At 60.8% G+C, this 15388-nt stretch carries 13 protein-coding genes and 2 pseudogenes; 10 read left to right on the forward strand and 5 right to left on the reverse strand.

The window, feature by feature from the left end:
- Positions 1 to 35: 35 nt before the first annotated feature.
- Both HOP51_RS03690 and arsJ read left to right on the forward strand, forming a co-directional pair.
- Positions 36 to 1070 (forward strand): ArsJ-associated glyceraldehyde-3-phosphate dehydrogenase, encoded by a 1035-nt coding sequence (locus HOP51_RS03690; RefSeq protein ID WP_234272589.1) that lies wholly within the window; start codon positions 36 to 38, stop codon positions 1068 to 1070.
- Complete coding sequence (arsJ, locus tag HOP51_RS03695; protein ID WP_234272590.1) at positions 1067 to 2290, forward strand: organoarsenical effux MFS transporter ArsJ; 1224 nt, start codon at positions 1067 to 1069, stop codon at positions 2288 to 2290. Before HOP51_RS03690 ends, arsJ begins: the two co-directional genes overlap by 4 nt.
- Here arsJ and HOP51_RS03700 read toward each other — a convergent pair.
- Complete coding sequence (locus HOP51_RS03700) at positions 2247 to 2930, reverse strand: TetR/AcrR family transcriptional regulator (protein ID WP_407061772.1); 684 nt, start codon at positions 2928 to 2930, stop codon at positions 2247 to 2249. The genes arsJ and HOP51_RS03700 overlap by 44 nt on opposite strands.
- 272 nt (positions 2931 to 3202) lie before the next feature.
- On the opposite strand from HOP51_RS03700, the gene xdhA reads away from it, so the two are divergent.
- The 4 genes from xdhA (at position 3203) to guaD (ending at position 9493) form a co-directional block, all read left to right on the forward strand.
- Positions 3203 to 4660, forward strand: coding sequence for a xanthine dehydrogenase small subunit (gene xdhA / locus HOP51_RS03705; RefSeq protein ID WP_234272593.1), 1458 nt, complete (start codon positions 3203 to 3205; stop codon positions 4658 to 4660).
- Positions 4644 to 7157, forward strand: coding sequence for a xanthine dehydrogenase molybdopterin binding subunit (xdhB, locus tag HOP51_RS03710; protein ID WP_407061773.1), 2514 nt, complete (start codon positions 4644 to 4646; stop codon positions 7155 to 7157). Before xdhA ends, xdhB begins: the two co-directional genes overlap by 17 nt.
- A complete protein-coding gene (xdhC, locus tag HOP51_RS03715) occupies positions 7157 to 8023 on the forward strand; it encodes a xanthine dehydrogenase accessory protein XdhC (protein WP_234272594.1) in 867 nt (288 codons plus the stop codon). Before xdhB ends, xdhC begins: the two co-directional genes overlap by 1 nt.
- A gap of 147 nt (positions 8024 to 8170) precedes the next feature.
- On the forward strand, positions 8171 to 9493 hold the full coding sequence (gene guaD / locus HOP51_RS03720; protein ID WP_234272596.1) for a guanine deaminase: 1323 nt from the start codon (positions 8171 to 8173) through the stop codon (positions 9491 to 9493).
- 101 nt (positions 9494 to 9594) lie between these two features.
- Here guaD and HOP51_RS03725 read toward each other — a convergent pair whose 3' ends face one another.
- Together HOP51_RS03725 and HOP51_RS03730 are read right to left on the reverse strand one after the other, a co-directional pair.
- Positions 9595 to 9858 carry a type II toxin-antitoxin system RelE family toxin gene (locus tag HOP51_RS03725; RefSeq protein WP_234272597.1) on the reverse strand — a complete coding sequence of 88 codons (264 nt, stop codon included), beginning with the start codon at positions 9856 to 9858 and terminating at the stop codon, positions 9595 to 9597.
- Positions 9845 to 10078, reverse strand: a complete 234-nt coding sequence (locus HOP51_RS03730) for a hypothetical protein (RefSeq protein WP_234272598.1) — start codon at positions 10076 to 10078, stop codon at positions 9845 to 9847. Before HOP51_RS03730 ends, HOP51_RS03725 begins: the two co-directional genes overlap by 14 nt.
- Positions 10079 to 10167: 89 nt before the next feature.
- Between HOP51_RS03730 and HOP51_RS03735 the strand changes: the two are divergent.
- A pseudogene (locus HOP51_RS03735) lies at positions 10168 to 10582 on the forward strand (IS1634 family transposase); the annotation flags it as partial.
- Here HOP51_RS03735 and HOP51_RS03740 read toward each other — a convergent pair.
- A pseudogene (locus HOP51_RS03740) lies at positions 10566 to 10760 on the reverse strand (transposase); the annotation flags it as partial. The pseudogenes HOP51_RS03735 and HOP51_RS03740 sit on opposite strands and share 17 nt — an antisense overlap.
- Positions 10761 to 10929: 169 nt before the next feature.
- Positions 10930 to 11865 carry a LysR substrate-binding domain-containing protein gene (locus HOP51_RS03745; RefSeq protein ID WP_234272600.1) on the reverse strand — a complete coding sequence of 312 codons (936 nt, stop codon included), beginning with the start codon at positions 11863 to 11865 and terminating at the stop codon, positions 10930 to 10932.
- A gap of 295 nt (positions 11866 to 12160) precedes the next feature.
- Between HOP51_RS03745 and HOP51_RS03750 the strand changes: the two genes are divergently transcribed.
- From HOP51_RS03750 to HOP51_RS03760, 3 genes are read left to right on the forward strand one after another with little or no spacing between them, the layout of a single operon-like run.
- Positions 12161 to 13036 (forward strand): DMT family transporter, encoded by an 876-nt coding sequence (locus HOP51_RS03750; RefSeq protein ID WP_234272601.1) that lies wholly within the window; start codon positions 12161 to 12163, stop codon positions 13034 to 13036.
- A complete protein-coding gene (locus HOP51_RS03755) occupies positions 13030 to 14013 on the forward strand; it encodes a class I SAM-dependent methyltransferase (protein ID WP_234272602.1) in 984 nt (327 codons plus the stop codon). The genes HOP51_RS03750 and HOP51_RS03755 overlap by 7 nt, the downstream gene beginning before the upstream one ends.
- 13 nt (positions 14014 to 14026) lie before the next feature.
- Complete coding sequence (locus tag HOP51_RS03760; RefSeq protein WP_234272603.1) at positions 14027 to 15019, forward strand: PLP-dependent cysteine synthase family protein; 993 nt, start codon at positions 14027 to 14029, stop codon at positions 15017 to 15019.
- The last annotated feature ends 369 nt before the right edge of the window (positions 15020 to 15388 follow it).

Here is a 15388-nt window from a genome sequence, read left to right on the forward strand (position 1 = left end):
TTGCCATATGTTTCTGCCAAGCCACAGGACACCTCATGACCCTACTCATCGGCATCAACGGCTTCGGCCGTATTGGCCGCCTGGCGCTGCGTGCCGGCTGGACCAACCCGGACCTCGAGTTCGTGCGCATCAACGACCCGGGCGGCGATGCCGCCACTTTCGCCCACCTGCTGCAATTCGACTCGGTACACGGCCAGTGGAGCGGCGGCGGCGATGATATCACGTCGACCGAAGACGCCATCGTGGTATCCGGCAAGCGCATCGCCTTCAGCGCCAACCGCGAGATCGCCGATACCGACTGGTCCGACTGCGACGTGGTGATCGAGTGCTCGGGCAAGATGAAGAGCACCACCAAGCTCCAGGGCTACCTGGACCAGGGCGTGAAGCGCGTGGTGGTCAGCGCACCGGTGAAGGAAGAAGGCGTGCTCAACGTGGTGATGGGGGTGAACGACCACCTCTTCGACCCCGCCAGCCACCGCATCGTCACCGCGGCGAGCTGCACCACCAACTGCCTGGCGCCGGTGGTCAAGGTGATCCACGAGCAGCTCGGCATCCGCCACGGCTCGATGACCACCATTCACGACATCACCAATACCCAGGTGATTCTGGATAGCCCGCACAAGGATTTGCGCCGGGCCCGGGCCTGCGGCATGAGCCTGATCCCGACCACCACCGGCTCGGCCAAGGCGATCACTGCCATCTTCCCTGAACTCGAGGGTAAGCTGAACGGCCACGCCGTGCGTGTGCCGCTGGCCAACGCCTCGCTCACCGACATGGTGTTCGAGGTGGCGCGCGAAACCACGGTCGAGGAGGTCAATGCGCTGCTCAAGCAGGCCGCCGAGGGCGAACTGGCTGGCATCCTGGGCTATGAGGAGCGCCCGCTGGTCTCCATCGACTATCGCAGCGACCCGCGCAGCTCCATCGTCGACGCCCTCTCCACCATGGTGGTGGCCGGCACCCAGGTGAAGCTCTACGCCTGGTACGACAACGAATACGGCTACGCCTGTCGCACCGTGGAACTGGCCGCCAAGGTGGGGAAAGCCACCGGGGTGGAGAGCGGCGGAAGATGATCGCCCGCGTTGCCGCTCTGCCCCGCGAGGTTCGCCAATATTTGCTGGTGACCGGCAACTACTGGGGCTTCACGCTCACCGACGGCGCCCTGCGCATGCTGGTGGTGCTCTACTTCCACCAGCTCGGCTATTCAGCGCTGGAAGTCGCGCTGCTGTTCCTGTTCTACGAGTTCTTCGGCGTAGTGACCAACCTGGTGGGCGGCTGGCTGGGCGCGCGGCTGGGGCTCAACCGCACCATGAACCTGGGGCTGGGCTTGCAGATCGTCGCCCTGGCCATGCTGCTCCTTCCCACGGCCTGGCTCACGGTGCCCTGGGTAATGGCGGCCCAGGCACTCTCGGGCATCGCCAAGGACCTCAACAAGATGAGCGCCAAGAGCGCGATTAAGGGCCTGGTACCGACGGGCGACGAGGGACACACCTCACTCTACCGCTGGGTGGCGCTGCTCACCGGCTCGAAGAACGCACTCAAGGGAGTGGGCTTCTTTATCGGCGGGCTGCTGCTCACGCTGATCGGCTTCCAGGGCGCGATACTGGCCATGGCGCTGATGCTCATCGGCGTGCTCTGCCTCTCGCTCGTCCGCCTCGACGCCGACCTGGGGCGAGCCAAGGCCAAGCCCAAATTCCGCGAGATCCTCTCCAAGAGCCGGGCAATCAACATTCTCTCGGCGGCGCGAATGTTTCTGTTCGGCGCCCGCGACGTGTGGTTCGTGGTGGCGCTGCCGGTGTTCCTCGCTACCCAGTTCGGCTGGGACCATTGGCGAGTCGGCGGTTTCCTGGCGCTGTGGGTGATCGGCTACGGGGCACTGCAGGCGGTGGCGCCACGCATCACCGGGCGCACGGCGGGACGCGGCGCCGCCATCGCTTGGGCCGCGGCACTGGCGGCGCTACCGGCATTGATCGCGCTCGGTCTTCAGTGGGAGTGGCAACCGCACGTGGTATTGCTGGGCGGGCTGTTGCTGTTCGGCGCGGTGTTTGCGGTGAACTCCAGCCTGCATAGCTTCCTGATCGTGCGCATGGCGCGCTCGGACGGGGTCTCGCTGGACGTGGGCTTCTACTACATGGCCAACGCCATGGGCCGACTGATCGGCACCCTGCTCTCCGGCTGGCTCTACATGACCGGCGGCCTCACCGCCACGCTGTGGGTATCGAGCGCCATGCTGGTGGCCACGGTGGCGATCAGCCTGGCGTTGCCGAGGGAGGCCTCACCCCACACCCCTTGAGGATCACCTGGGTCAGGAACCGAGTAATGCGCTCGACGTCGGCATCGCTGATCTCGTCCTTGCCGGTAATGCCCAGCACCTGAGCCTCGAAGTCGGCGTAGTGCTGGGTGGCCGACCAGATCAGGAAGATCAACCATACCGGATCGACCGGGTCCATCAGGCCCCGCTCTTCCCACTGCTCGAAGATTCGCGCCCGGGTCTGCACCCACTGGCGCAACTCGCCACGCAGATAGCCCTGCAGGAAAGGCGCACCGCCAAGTATCTCCGCGGCGAACAGCCGCGACCCTTCCGGGTGCTGACGGGAGAGCTGCATCTTGCTGCGAATGAACGCTTCGAGCACCTCTGCGGGGTCGTCCTCCACGCTGATGTCGTCGAGCAGGGCATTCCAGCGCGCCATCATGCGCTCCAGCAGCCGCACGTAGAGGCCCCGCTTGTTGCCCATGTAGTAGAGCACGTTGGACTTGGGCAGCCCCGCCTCCTCGGCGATGGCCTGTACGCTGGCGCCACGGTAACCGTACTGGGCGAAGACCCGCTCGGCAGCCTCGAGAATTTCACGTTCGTTGCGCTCACGGGTAGCGCCATTGCTCTCGCTGCCCTGCCGCGAGCGCAGCATGGACTCGGGTTCGGTCACGTCTGTCATCCAAAGGCCCTGCCCTTCGTGAGGTGGTGAGACAAAGCAAGAGAGTGCCCCACCGCGGCAGTTCCTGCAAATGAGACCATCGGCGCCACTGGCTCTTGCAAAGTGCGACATCCTGGCCCATGCTGACAATATCCTGACCACTTGGTCAGAACCTGCAAGACGGACACAAGGTCAATAGTCAATAAGAGACCGTTACAAATTCTTGGAAGAGTCCCTAACAAGAGCCTTTAACAAGCGTTCTTAACAAAGAGTCCTAAACAAGAGACAAGGCGATGATCGACTTCATGCTCAACGGACAGCCGTGCCGGAGCGAGGCCTCTCCCGAAACCAGCGTGCTCGAGTTGTTGCGCGAAACGCTGGGTGTCACGGGCACCAAGGAGGGCTGCGCCTCGGGCGACTGCGGTGCGTGCACGGTAGCTATCGGCGAACCCGGCCCTGACGGCGAGATGCGCTACCACAGCGCCAATGCCTGCATTACCCCTGCCCACCAGCTCAATGGCCGTTATCTGGTCACCGTAGAGGGCCTCGCCCACGGCGACGCGCTGCATCCGGCCCAGGCGGCCATGGTCGCGTGCCACGGCAGCCAATGCGGCTTCTGCACCCCGGGTATCGTCATGTCGCTGTTCACCCTGCACGAACAGCAACGCCAAGCACCGGCCCCGTTGACTCCCCAGCGCCTGGAGGCCGCACTGGGCGGCAACCTGTGCCGCTGCACCGGTTATCGCCCGATCCGCGATGCCGCTCTGAGCATGAACCAGCATCCCGAGAATCGCCCCTTGTGGCTCGACGCTGCCGCGGAAACCAAGAATGAGGCGAAGGCGGCCGACAACGACACCGCCTTCCTGCAGCCCACCACGCTTGCGGCACTCACCGACTGCCTGAAGCGGCACCCCAAGGCGCGGCTCGTTGCTGGCGCCACCGACCTGTGGCTCGAATCGACCCAGCGCCTGGCGCGCTTCGAGCGCGTGATCGACGTAACCCGGGTCGCCGAGCTCAATGCCATCGACGAGGCCACGCTGGAAGATGGCCGCAGCGGCTGGTGGATCGGCGCCGCCGTCACCTACTCGCGCCTCGAGCCGCTGCTGGAAGAGCACTACGACGCCTTCGCCCACCTGCTGCACCGCCTCGGCTCCCAGCAGGTGCGCAACCGCGGCACCCTGGGCGGCAACGTCGCCAACGCCTCGCCCATCGGCGACACCCCGCCGGTGCTGCTGGCGCTGGGCTCGCGTCTGCGGCTGGTGGGTCCCGAAGGCGAGCGCGAACTGCCGCTGGACGACTTCTTCCTCGACTACAAGCGCACCGCACTACGCGAGGGCGAAGCCATTCGCGCGATCTTCCTGCCGCGCCCCGAGGCGGACCAAACTCTCAAGGTGTGGAAACTGTCCAAACGCCGTGAGGACGACATCTCAGCGGTGCTGGGCGCCTTCGCCTACCGCCTGAAGAACGGCGTGATGCGCGACGTGCGGCTCGCCTACGGCGGCATGGCGGCGATCCCCAAGCGGGCCGCCAATGCGGAAGCCGCCCTGGAAGGCAAGGCACCGGACCTGGCGACCTTCCAGGCGGCCCGCGAGGCCCTGTCGAACGATTTCCAGCCCATGAGCGACGTGCGCGGCAGCGCTCACTACCGCCGGCTCTCCGCCGCCAACCTGCTCGAGCGCCTGCGTCTTGTGATCGCCCAGGCCGACACCGACAGCCCCCGGGAGGTGATGCTCCATGCGTACGCTCACTAAGCTTTCCAAGGCGCCCGGTGCCGCGCCTGAGGTGAATAAAGACGCCACCGCCGACATGAGCGCGGACTCCGCTGTGGCGCGCGAGGAACTCAGGGGCGAGATCAAGGGCGCCAGCCCGCTGGCGCGGGATACCGTCTCCCCGGGCACGCATCCGCACTCTCGCGCCCATGAGAGCGCGATCAAGCACGTGACCGGCCGCGCCGCCTATATCGACGATATCAAGGCGCCGGCCGATGCCCTGCACGTGGCACTGGCGCTCTCGCCCGTCGCCCATGGCCGCCTGACCCGGCTCGATCTGGACAAGGTGCGCGCCATGCCCGGCGTGGTCGACGTGGTCGGCTTCCATGACGTGCCCGGCCACACCGATATCGGCCCCGTGTTCCCAGGGGATCCGATCTTCGTCGAGGATGAGATCAGCTACGTCGGTCAGGTACTGTTCGCCGTCGCCGCCGAGAGCCATCGCGCCGCCCGCGAAGCGGTGAACACCGCCCTGGCCCAGGGCATCGCCGAGATCGACGAGCAGCCGGCCTGCCTCGATCCGGTGGCCGCTACCGAGCGCGGCGAGTTCGTGCGCCCCACCCACGTGCAGCAGAGCGGCGATTGGGAACAGGCCCTGGCCAACGCCGCCCACGTGGTCGAGGCGGAGCAGTTCGTCGGCGGTCAGGAGCACTTCTATCTGGAAGGTCAGGCCTGCCTGGTGCAGCCCACCGAAGACGAAGGCGTGATCGTCCACACCTCCAACCAGCACCCCAGCGAGACCCAGAAGCTGGTGGCCGAGGTGCTGGGCATCCCCTTCCACGCCGTGACCGTGGAAGTACGCCGCATGGGCGGCGGCTTCGGCGGCAAGGAGACCCAGGCCTCACCCTGGGCCTGCATCGCCGCGCTGATCGCCCGGCGCACCGGCCGCACCACTCGCGTGCGCCTGCCCCGCGCCGACGACATGCGCGTCACCGGCAAGCGCCACCCGTTCCACAACCGCTACCGTCTCGGCGTGGATGAGCAGGGCGTGATCCAGGGCGGCGAGATCACCGTGATCGGCGACTGCGGCTACTCCCCCGACCTCTCGGACGCCATCGTCGACCGCGCCATGTTCCACAGCGACAACGCCTACTCCCTGGGCGAAGCCCGGGTGACAGGCCACCGCGCCCGCACCCACACCGCCTCCAACACCGCCTTCCGCGGCTTCGGCGGCCCCCAGGGCATGATGGTGATCGAGGCGGCGATGGACGATATCGCCCGGCGCATCGGCGAAGATCCGCTCACGGTGCGCAAGCGCAACTTCTACCGCCCCGGCCGCCAGACCACCCACTACGGCCAGCAGGTGGATCAGATCAAGCTGCTGCGCGAGCTGGTCGAGCAGTTGGAAACCAGCAGCGAGTACTGGGCACGGCGGCGTGCCATCACCGAGTTCAACGCCGAGAGTCCGATCATCAAGCGCGGCCTGGCGCTCACGCCGGTGAAGTTCGGCATCTCCTTCACCGCCAAGCACCTCAACCAGGCCGGCGCCCTGCTGCACGTCTATACCGACGGCAGCGTGATGATCAATCACGGCGGCACCGAGATGGGCCAGGGCCTGCACACCAAGATCTGTCAGGTGGTGGCCCGTGAGCTGGGGCTGGATACCGACGAGGTGCGCATCACCGCCACCCGTACCGACAAGGTGCCCAACACCTCGCCCACCGCGGCCTCCAGCGGCGCCGACCTCAACGGCCAGGCCGCCCGCGATGCCTGCGTGAAGCTCAAGCAGCGCCTGTTCGACTTCGCCCACGAGCATCTCTACAAGGATCAAGGCCTCGACCGCGAAGAGATGCGCCTGGAAGCCGGCCACTTGGTGGCGGGCCACGGCGAGAGCGAGCGCCGCATTCCCTGGGGCGAGCTGGTCCAGGCGGCCTATCTCAACCGCATCTCGCTCTCCGAGAAAGGCTTCTACGCCACGCCGCTGATCCACTACGACCGCAACACCGGCCAGGGCCGCCCCTTCTACTACTACGCCTTCGGCGCCGCCGTGGCCGAGGTCAGCGTCGACACCCTGACCGGCGAGTACCAGGTCGAGCGGGTCGACATCCTACACGACGTGGGCGACTCGCTGAACCCGGCCATCGACATCGGCCAGGTGGAGGGCGGCTTCATTCAGGGCATGGGCTGGCTGACCAGCGAGGAGCTGAAGTGGAACGAGGCCGGCCGGCTGATCTCCGACGGCCCCGCCACCTACAAGATCCCGACCTACGGCGATCTGCCGCCGGTGTTCAACGTCAAGCTGATGGAGGGCCACCCCAACTCCATGGCTAGCATCTACCGCTCCAAGGCGGTGGGCGAGCCGCCCTTCATGCTCGGCATGGCGGTGTGGTCAGCGCTGCGCGATGCCCTGGCTAGCCTGGCAGACTACGCCGAAGCCCCACGACTCGACACCCCGGCCACCCCGGAGCGGGTACTGCTGGCCGCCGAGGAGCTGCGCAGCCGCTACGACAGCGCGCAACTGGAACGAGGCGCGCCGTAATGAACGCGCCACGGCCCACACCCTGGCACGAAGCGCTGCACCGGCTGCAGCTCGAGGGGCTGCCCCACGCGCTGGCCACGGTGGTGACCAGCGCCGGCTCCACACCCCGCGAGCCCGGCGCGCGTATGGTGATCAGCGAGAGCGAAGTGTTCGACACCCTGGGTGGCGGCACCTTCGAGTTCCAGGTGATCGACGCCGCCCGCGAGAAGCTGACGCGGGGCGAAGCCGGCATGAGCCTCGAAGCCTTCGCCCTGGGCGGGCGCAGCGGCCAATGCTGCGGCGGCTTCGTCAACGTGCTGCTGGAGGTGTTCCCCGGCAGCGCGGCCACGCTGGCCGTCTTCGGTGCCGGCCACGTCGGCAACGAGCTGGTACGCCTGGCCGCCCCGTTGCCCTGGCGCGTGCTGTGGCACGACAGCCGTGAGGGCGTATTCCCCGCCTGGAGCAAGGAGCAGTCGCGCCTGGCCTGCCATCACGCCCCGGACCCGCATGCTGCCGTGGCGGCGCTGCCGGCAGGCAGCCACGCGCTGGTGCTGACCCACGACCACGCCGAGGATCGCGCCCTGGTCGACGCCCTGCTCCAGCGGGACGACATCGCCTCCATCGGCCTGATCGGCTCCAAGAGCAAGTGGGCCAGCTTCCGTTCGCGGCTTACCGATGCCGGCCACGACGACACGGCCCTGGCCCGGGTGCGCTGCCCCATCGGACTGGCCAGAGGCCCGGATGGCGAACCGATCCGAGGCGGCGACAAGACGCCCTACGCCATCGCCATCGCCGCCCTGGCCGAACTGCTGCCGATGGTGGGCAATGCCGAGCGCGCCGATCAACGCGGCCTGGCGCCGGCCGTGCTGCGTGCTCTTTTCAACTGATTACTTGAGGGGCGCCGGGGACAGGCCAAAGGGGAGGTCCTTCGCCATGGATGGCGAAGGTAGCGCCCAGGGACGGGTTCACAGCGCCTCCCCGATGGCCTCCTGTGGCCGGAACAGCCCGATGACTGCAATCAACGAGCCCCAGATATGACGATCAACGAATCCCGCATAATACGCGCCGAACTGCTGAGCTTCGATGCCGATCCCGGCGAAGGCGACAGCCCCGCCGAAGGCAGCGTGCGCCACTACGCCGACGGCGCGCTGTGGCTGGAGAACGGCCGCATCAAGGCCATCGACGACTACGCAGCGTTGGCGCCACGCCTGCCCGAAGGCATCGAGACGGTGGATCATCGCGGCAAGCTGGTGATGCCCGGCTTCATCGACAGCCACGTGCACTACGTGCAGTTGGAGATCATGGCCTCCTACGGGCGTCAGCTGCTGGACTGGCTGAACGAATATACCTTCCCCGAAGAGTGCAGCTTCGCCCAGCGCGAGCGGGCCGAGGTGATCTCCAATGCCTTCCTCGACGAGATGCTGCGGGTCGGCACCACCACCGCCCAGGTGTTCTGCTCCAGCCACCCCACCTCGGTGGAAGCCTTCTTCTCGGCCTGCCGCGAGCGTGATTTACGCATGCTGGCCGGCAAGGTGCTGATGGATCGCAACGCCCCCGAGGCGCTGTGCGACGACACCTACGGCGGCATTCGCGACACCGAACGCCTGATCGGCGAGTGGCACGGCAGAGGGCGCCTGGGCTACAGCCTGACCCCGCGTTTCGCGCCGACCTCCACCCGCAAGCAGCTCGACGCCACCGGCGCACTGCTACGCAACGACCCGAGCCTGTGGCTACAGACCCACCTCTCCGAGAACCCCGGCGAGCTCGACTGGGTGGCCGAACTGTTCCCCGAGAGCCGCGACTACCTCGAAGTCTACGAGCAGTCCGGGCTGGTCGGCCCGCGCAGCACCTTCGCCCACGGCATCCACCTCGACCAGGAGATGCGTGGCAGGCTGGCCGAGCGCGGCGCCAACATCGCCTTCTGCCCCAGCTCCAACATGTTCCTCGGCAGCGGCCTGTTCGACCGCCTGGCGGCACGCGAGGTCGGCCTCAACATCACCTACGCCAGCGACGTCGGCGGCGGCACCGACCTCTCCGGCCTCGCCACGCTCAAGGCCGGCTATCAGGTAGGCCAACTGCGCGGCCAACCGCTAACCGCCTGGCAAGGCCTCTACGGCCTCACCCTTGGCAACGCCAAGGCGCTCTCGCTGGACGACAAGATCGGTCGCCTCGCCCCCGGCATGGAAGCCGACTTCGTCGTCATCGACCCCGATGGCTCCCCGCTGCTTGGGCGCCGTCACGCACGTTGCAAAACCCTCGGCGAGCGGCTGTTCGCCCTGATGATGCTCGGCGACGACCGCAGCATTCTGGAAACCTGGGCCGGGGGACGCTGCCAGCACCGCCGCGACCAGGTCTAGGCTAAGCCTGAAACGAAAATGGCGAGTGGCTCTCAGAATTCATGAGGACCACTCGCCATGGGTGAAACGCTCGATAACGTGGTAACGAACTCAATACCTAGCTAGCTGCGCTTGTAGGCATGCTTGCGATGACCAATCTTCACGACCGTTACGACAACGAGCTCATCTGCCACTTCATATATGATTCTGTACACACCCTGCCGGATTCGGTAGCGCTCTTGCCCTGAAAGCTTTTCACTCCCGACTGGACGGGGATTCTCCTGCAGCTCCTCCATGCGCTGCAGAATGCGGGCAACGTCTTTGTTGGGGATTGGACGAAGATCTTTCGAGACAGATTTCTTGAACACAAGCTTATAGTTTGCCATGAGCCTTCAAATCGTCCAGCAAAGCCTCATAGCTCATTGTTGGCTCAGCAATCCGTTCCTCGAACGCCGCCAAATCTTCCTGATCCTCAGCTAATGCCGCACGAACGGCATCGTTGACGATATCCGATAAGGAACGATGCGTATGCGCAGCCTTCAGCCGCAGCGCAGCGTGTAACTGAGGGTCAAAATAAACCGTAGAACGCTTCGATGTCTCGCTCATGAGCTCCTCCAAACCTCGCGACGTCAAGACATTGTAGCACCATGACGTCAAAGCATCAAAGTTGACCAGCTAACATTTCTGTCAAGCACCTGCTGAAGGTGTTTCATCAGACGCACTGCCAGGACGCCGATCGCGAAGCTTACGGCGAGATGGCATGGCAGGATCATCGGGCTGATCGTGGCGCACAGGCCGGAGGTCGCCAAGGCGCAGACGGCGGCACGCGATCAGAAGATCGAGGCACTGCAGGCCGATGCTCGCCAGTGGTTCGAGAAGCTGGATAACCAGGATGCCGGGCGTCGCTACCGCGGCAGAAAGCTCTCCGATGCCGGCGTTACCGCCAGGTTCTACAAGGCCGTCACTGACGCTCACCTCGGGCATATCCTGAAGGTCGACCTAACGACCGAGACGTTCAACTATGTGCTGGATCAGCGTGCACTGGATCGCGCCAGGATGATGGATGGCAAGCTGCTGCTGGTCACCAACATGGCCGATCACGAGCCGAGACACTCTGCTGCTGCTGAGCCTTGGCTCGCCATTGATAGAGCTGGCTAGGTTGAAGACCCAGCTCACGAGCTGCGGCACTGGCTCCAACACGGTCAGCGAGTGCCAGGGCCTCGGCTTTGTAGGCCTGGGAGTAACGGGTACGGGTCTTCTTTGTCATCGACGTTGCTTGCCTTGCCATGGGGTCACCTCGTTCAGGGTACTACCTTAACGGGGTGTCCACTGTTGCTGGGCAAGATCACTGTGTAGGCGTGCACGGGTAGGCGCAACATGTCGTCACGAAAACAAATGCAGGGATCTGCACCTCATTCCCGATGTCGACTCCACGTTGTGGCAGTATTCGTACTGAGTCAGGCGATCTCACCTCGCCCTATGGAAGCCATGGTGTGTCGTGTAAAGGCTGAGCGAGAGAGGAATTCCGCCAGCTGCTTGGTTGCATACTTATGTGTTGCCTGAATCATAACGAGCTCGACCATCGGTAATTCTGGAAATCCCTCTTCGTCTCCAAGAATGATATGATCCTCCGCAAGCGCACTTGCAGGAAGAACACCGATACCGAGGCCAGCCGATACTGCAGCACGTATATTCTCGTAGGACGCACTTACATACGCACCGTAAGCATTCTTTCCTGCTTTATCCAGCGCTGTGAGCGCCGCGTTTCTATAGCAACATCCATCAGGAAAGATCACAAGAGGTACTTCCGTCATGCTATCAAATCCGTACTGCTGTGCAGCCACCCAGTATAGTGGCTCTCTCCGCAATGAGTGCATCTTCCAGCGATTATCGCTTGGTACGAAATTCTCTAAGCACTTTAGAATGATAAGATCAAGTCCACTATTTTCAATCTGATAGAGTAGTTGCGAGGAAAGTGCAGAAATGACCTCTAGGCGCAGCTTGCGATTCAGCTCCGCACACCGAGATATGGCACCATGTAGATCTGCAACCTTGAAGTCGTCCGGAACACCGACCAGCAAGCGACCAGAGATTTCCGGCTGCTTCATAGCACTCAAGGCCTCAGACGTCCGTATGAGGATCTCTTTGGCAGCTGGTAGAAATCTTTCGCCATCTTCCGTTAAGCCCATTATATGGCCTTGGCGGCGCTCTAGCAATTTACAGTCTAGTATCTCTTCTAGACGTTTGAGACTTTGTGTGACGGCAGACTGACTGCGATACAGCTGGAGTCCTGCCTGCTGAAACCCCATGCCTTCGGCTAGCAGCACGAAAGCCCGAAGGTGCTCAAGGGTGACACGTCTATCACCCAGAGGTGATGGTTGAGTATCGAACATGTAACTACTCCGCGCTGTTACTTATAGATCATCGCTAGCTTGTTACAGGAACATGGCTTTCGCTGGATCGCCCGGCATGAAGCCGCCTTTTCACTAAAGCCGTTCTACATCTCCTGATTGTAATGCTAGCTATGAATACTTCCGAAGGACAGTGCCAATCACATAGCCTTTCCCGACTCAAAATAAGCTCAACTAATTATGGCAACCGAACTACTAATTTCCAATCTATTCGTGCTCCATCCATCATGATTTCAAATAATGAAGAGAAGGTGAAGGCCACCAGGTTGGAGGTTTCGTGAACAATGTGATGTTAGCTGTCCTAGTCATGATTTTCAGCATGGTGTGGAGTTCAGCGTTCATCGCGGGTGCGATTGCCCTCGATGATTTTGATCCTTTCACTCTCCTCACTATTCGCTTCTTATTGAGTGCGCTACTGATGCTACCCTTCTGTCTTGCTAGCGGCGGATACATCGGAAACCGTATTGCTATCCAGCATGGGTTGCTGCTTGGCGTTCTTAACAACGCGCTTTACCTTGGACTGAGCTTTGCCGCATTGCAAACCATTAGGCCTCAGCTCGTTATCGTCATTGTGAGCTGCGCACCACTTGCTACGGGCCTGTTGTCTGCATGGTGGGGAGTAGAAGCACTTTCACTAATGAAGCTACTGGGAGCGGCGTTAGGATTGGCAGGTGTGGTAGTCATCTCAGGGGTGGCCAGTGGAATGACTGTCGATCCCTGGGGAATCCTGATGGCGACCGCAGGAATGCTAGCCTTTGCATGTGGCACTGTATTCTTCAAGGGCCGAGGAACGAACCTCCCCGTCCTGCAGGCCAATTTCTGGCAATCCACTGCTGGAGCTACTGTACTGCTCCCCTTGGCATTGGTTTTCGGACAGCCGCTTGCTACCCCTTCCACCAATAGCATGATTGCCGTTGCACATTTGGTACTCATCGTCACCGTCGGTGGAATGAGCCTCTGGCTGGTGCTGATCCGTATTAGCGGGGCTGCGACGGCATCGGCTTACCACCTGCTCAACCCATTTTTTGGCGTTCTGCTTGCCTACTTGATATTGGGGGAATCACTTCACTCTACGGATTTCATCGGAGCAGGACTAATTGTGATTGGACTGATCCTGTCCACCCAAGAAAGATGGAGGGAAAAGCAATGTTAAGCAGCAACAATCTCATATCCAGCGAAGAAGTTCAGATCGACATAGCAGCTCTATTCGGGTTAAGAAACACATTAAGAATTCAGAGAAATGCAACTATTTATTTAACCGAGCGCAGCTACCTCCCAAAAGTAAGCGATCCACGAAGCGATTGGGTGGCCAGTGTAGCCGTACCTGCATTTTTAGCCCTTAAGCAAACCGGCACAGAAGTGAGGGACTTCTGCACAATCGGCACTGGAACAGGACTCGATGCCCTTGCTGCTATCGAAATCCTCAACGCACGGAACATCATTATTACCGATTTGCATGATGATGTCGTCACGCTGGCACGGCAGAATATTCTACAGAACACGGATAAAGCCAGTAGATTGACAATCTTTTCAGGGGTTGGTGATCTACTCTATCCGCTCAAAGGAGAGAATTTCTCATTGGACCTTATTTGTGAAAATCTACCCAATATTCCAATTAATCCAAAAGACAACCTGAAGGATGGTCAGATAAGCTCTACGTTTATCGCCAATCGTTCAGAAAAAATTCCAGACTTCGTTAGTCGCCACCTGATCACACTTCACTATTTGGCGCTAGAGCAGGCGTTTCCCTTACTTAGAAATGGCGGCCGTATACTCTCCTCAATTGGAGGACGAATCCCTTTGGAGGTCATCGGACGACTTGGCGAAGAATATGGCTATTCATGCGAAATTCTGATATTCACCTGGAAGCGACAATCGGAGCCAGAGGAGGTAATTACTGGTTATGCGCAATGGGAGCGTGAAGGTTTTGGCCCATTCCAGTTCTACCCTATTGAAGATCTCGAAGAAATGTTTCGCTCAGTTGAACATGTCACAGCGGGTGCACAGGCACGTGCAATTGAACATGCTCTATCACCTCATGTAATGACAGCCCAAGAAGCTCTAGGAGCGATGAATAACGGTATCGAAATCGGGCACACCGTAGCAGTTCTTGATTCAGTGAAATGTTAGCCAGGAGGACGCCATGAAAAACAGTCTACAAAATACTATTGGAAATACTCCCCTGATCGAATTAACGAACCTAGGACTTCCTGACGGTGTCAAGCTCTTCGCAAAGCTAGAGTTTCTAAACCCAGGAGGAAGCATCAAAGACAGAATGGTGCAGTTCATACTAAGTCGGGCCGAGATGAGTGGAGAGCTACACCCAGGAGCAACAATTGTAGAGAACACATCAGGCAACACTGGGGCGGCAATCGCCATGCTTGCTTGTGCGCGGGGATATCATGTAGTTCTGACTATGCCAGATAAAGTCAGTCGAGAAAAACAGGATACTTTTCTCGCCTTGGGGGCAGAAATCGTGGTTTGCCCTACTACATCAAACCCAGACTCTCCAGATCACTATGTCACCACGGCACGTAGAATAAGGGACGAAACACCTGGGGCCTTCATGTTAAATCAGTATGATAACCCTCTAAACGCAGATGCGCACTACCAAACCACAGGGCCGGAAATCTGGTCTAGCTTAGGTGATTCCATAACAGCATTTGTTGCGTCGGGAAGTACAGGGGGAACCATTTCCGGAACAGCCAGATACTTGCAATCAAAGAACCCTGAGATCCAGGCAATACTTCTCGATCCAGTCGGCTCAATCTACTACCGCTATTTTCATGACGGCGTAATCAATGAGAAAGAGGTAAGTTCCTATTATGTCGAAGGTGTAGGAGAAGACCATTTAGCCAAATGCATGGATTTCTCCGTCATCACTAATGTCATGCAGTTTACCGACCATGATGCATTCTCAACCTGCCACCAACTAGCTTCAAAGGAGGGCCTCTTATGTGGAGGAAGCTCTGGGGCAAATGTGTGGGGTTGTATGCAACTTGCAAAACAGCTAACTCCACCGGCGACAATCGTCACAGTTTTGCCAGACAGCGGCACAAAGTATGTGTCAAAGATTTACAATGACGAATGGCTGTCCGAACATGGGTTTTCCAAGCGCCTTACAGACCAACCATAAGAGTAGGTACTCCGCACCGGCTTAAATCATTTTACGCATAGCTTGCTCACAACAGCGGCTTTTTAAGGGTGGCTTGCAGCTAAAAAACCTGTCCTGTTACTTACGAAATCTCGTACACTGCGGGCCCATTCTTCTACTTTCCGATGAAACAGTGAAGCTGGAGAGTGTGCAAACATGCTTATAAGGCTTGAAGCGAGGCATGCTGACCACTCCTAGGCTGTTAGACGGCGTGGGCTGTTGAAGTGCCTCCCTCCAGAGCTGCACAGGCTATAGTGCAGCCATCAGGAGGACGAAATGAGCAACGAACCCACCGTCAAACGCTGGACCGCCAAGCGCAAAGCCGCTGTGGTCATGGACATTTTCAAGGGC

Source organism: Billgrantia zhangzhouensis, assembly GCF_021404465.1.
GTDB classification, from domain to species: domain Bacteria; phylum Pseudomonadota; class Gammaproteobacteria; order Pseudomonadales; family Halomonadaceae; genus Halomonas; species Halomonas zhangzhouensis.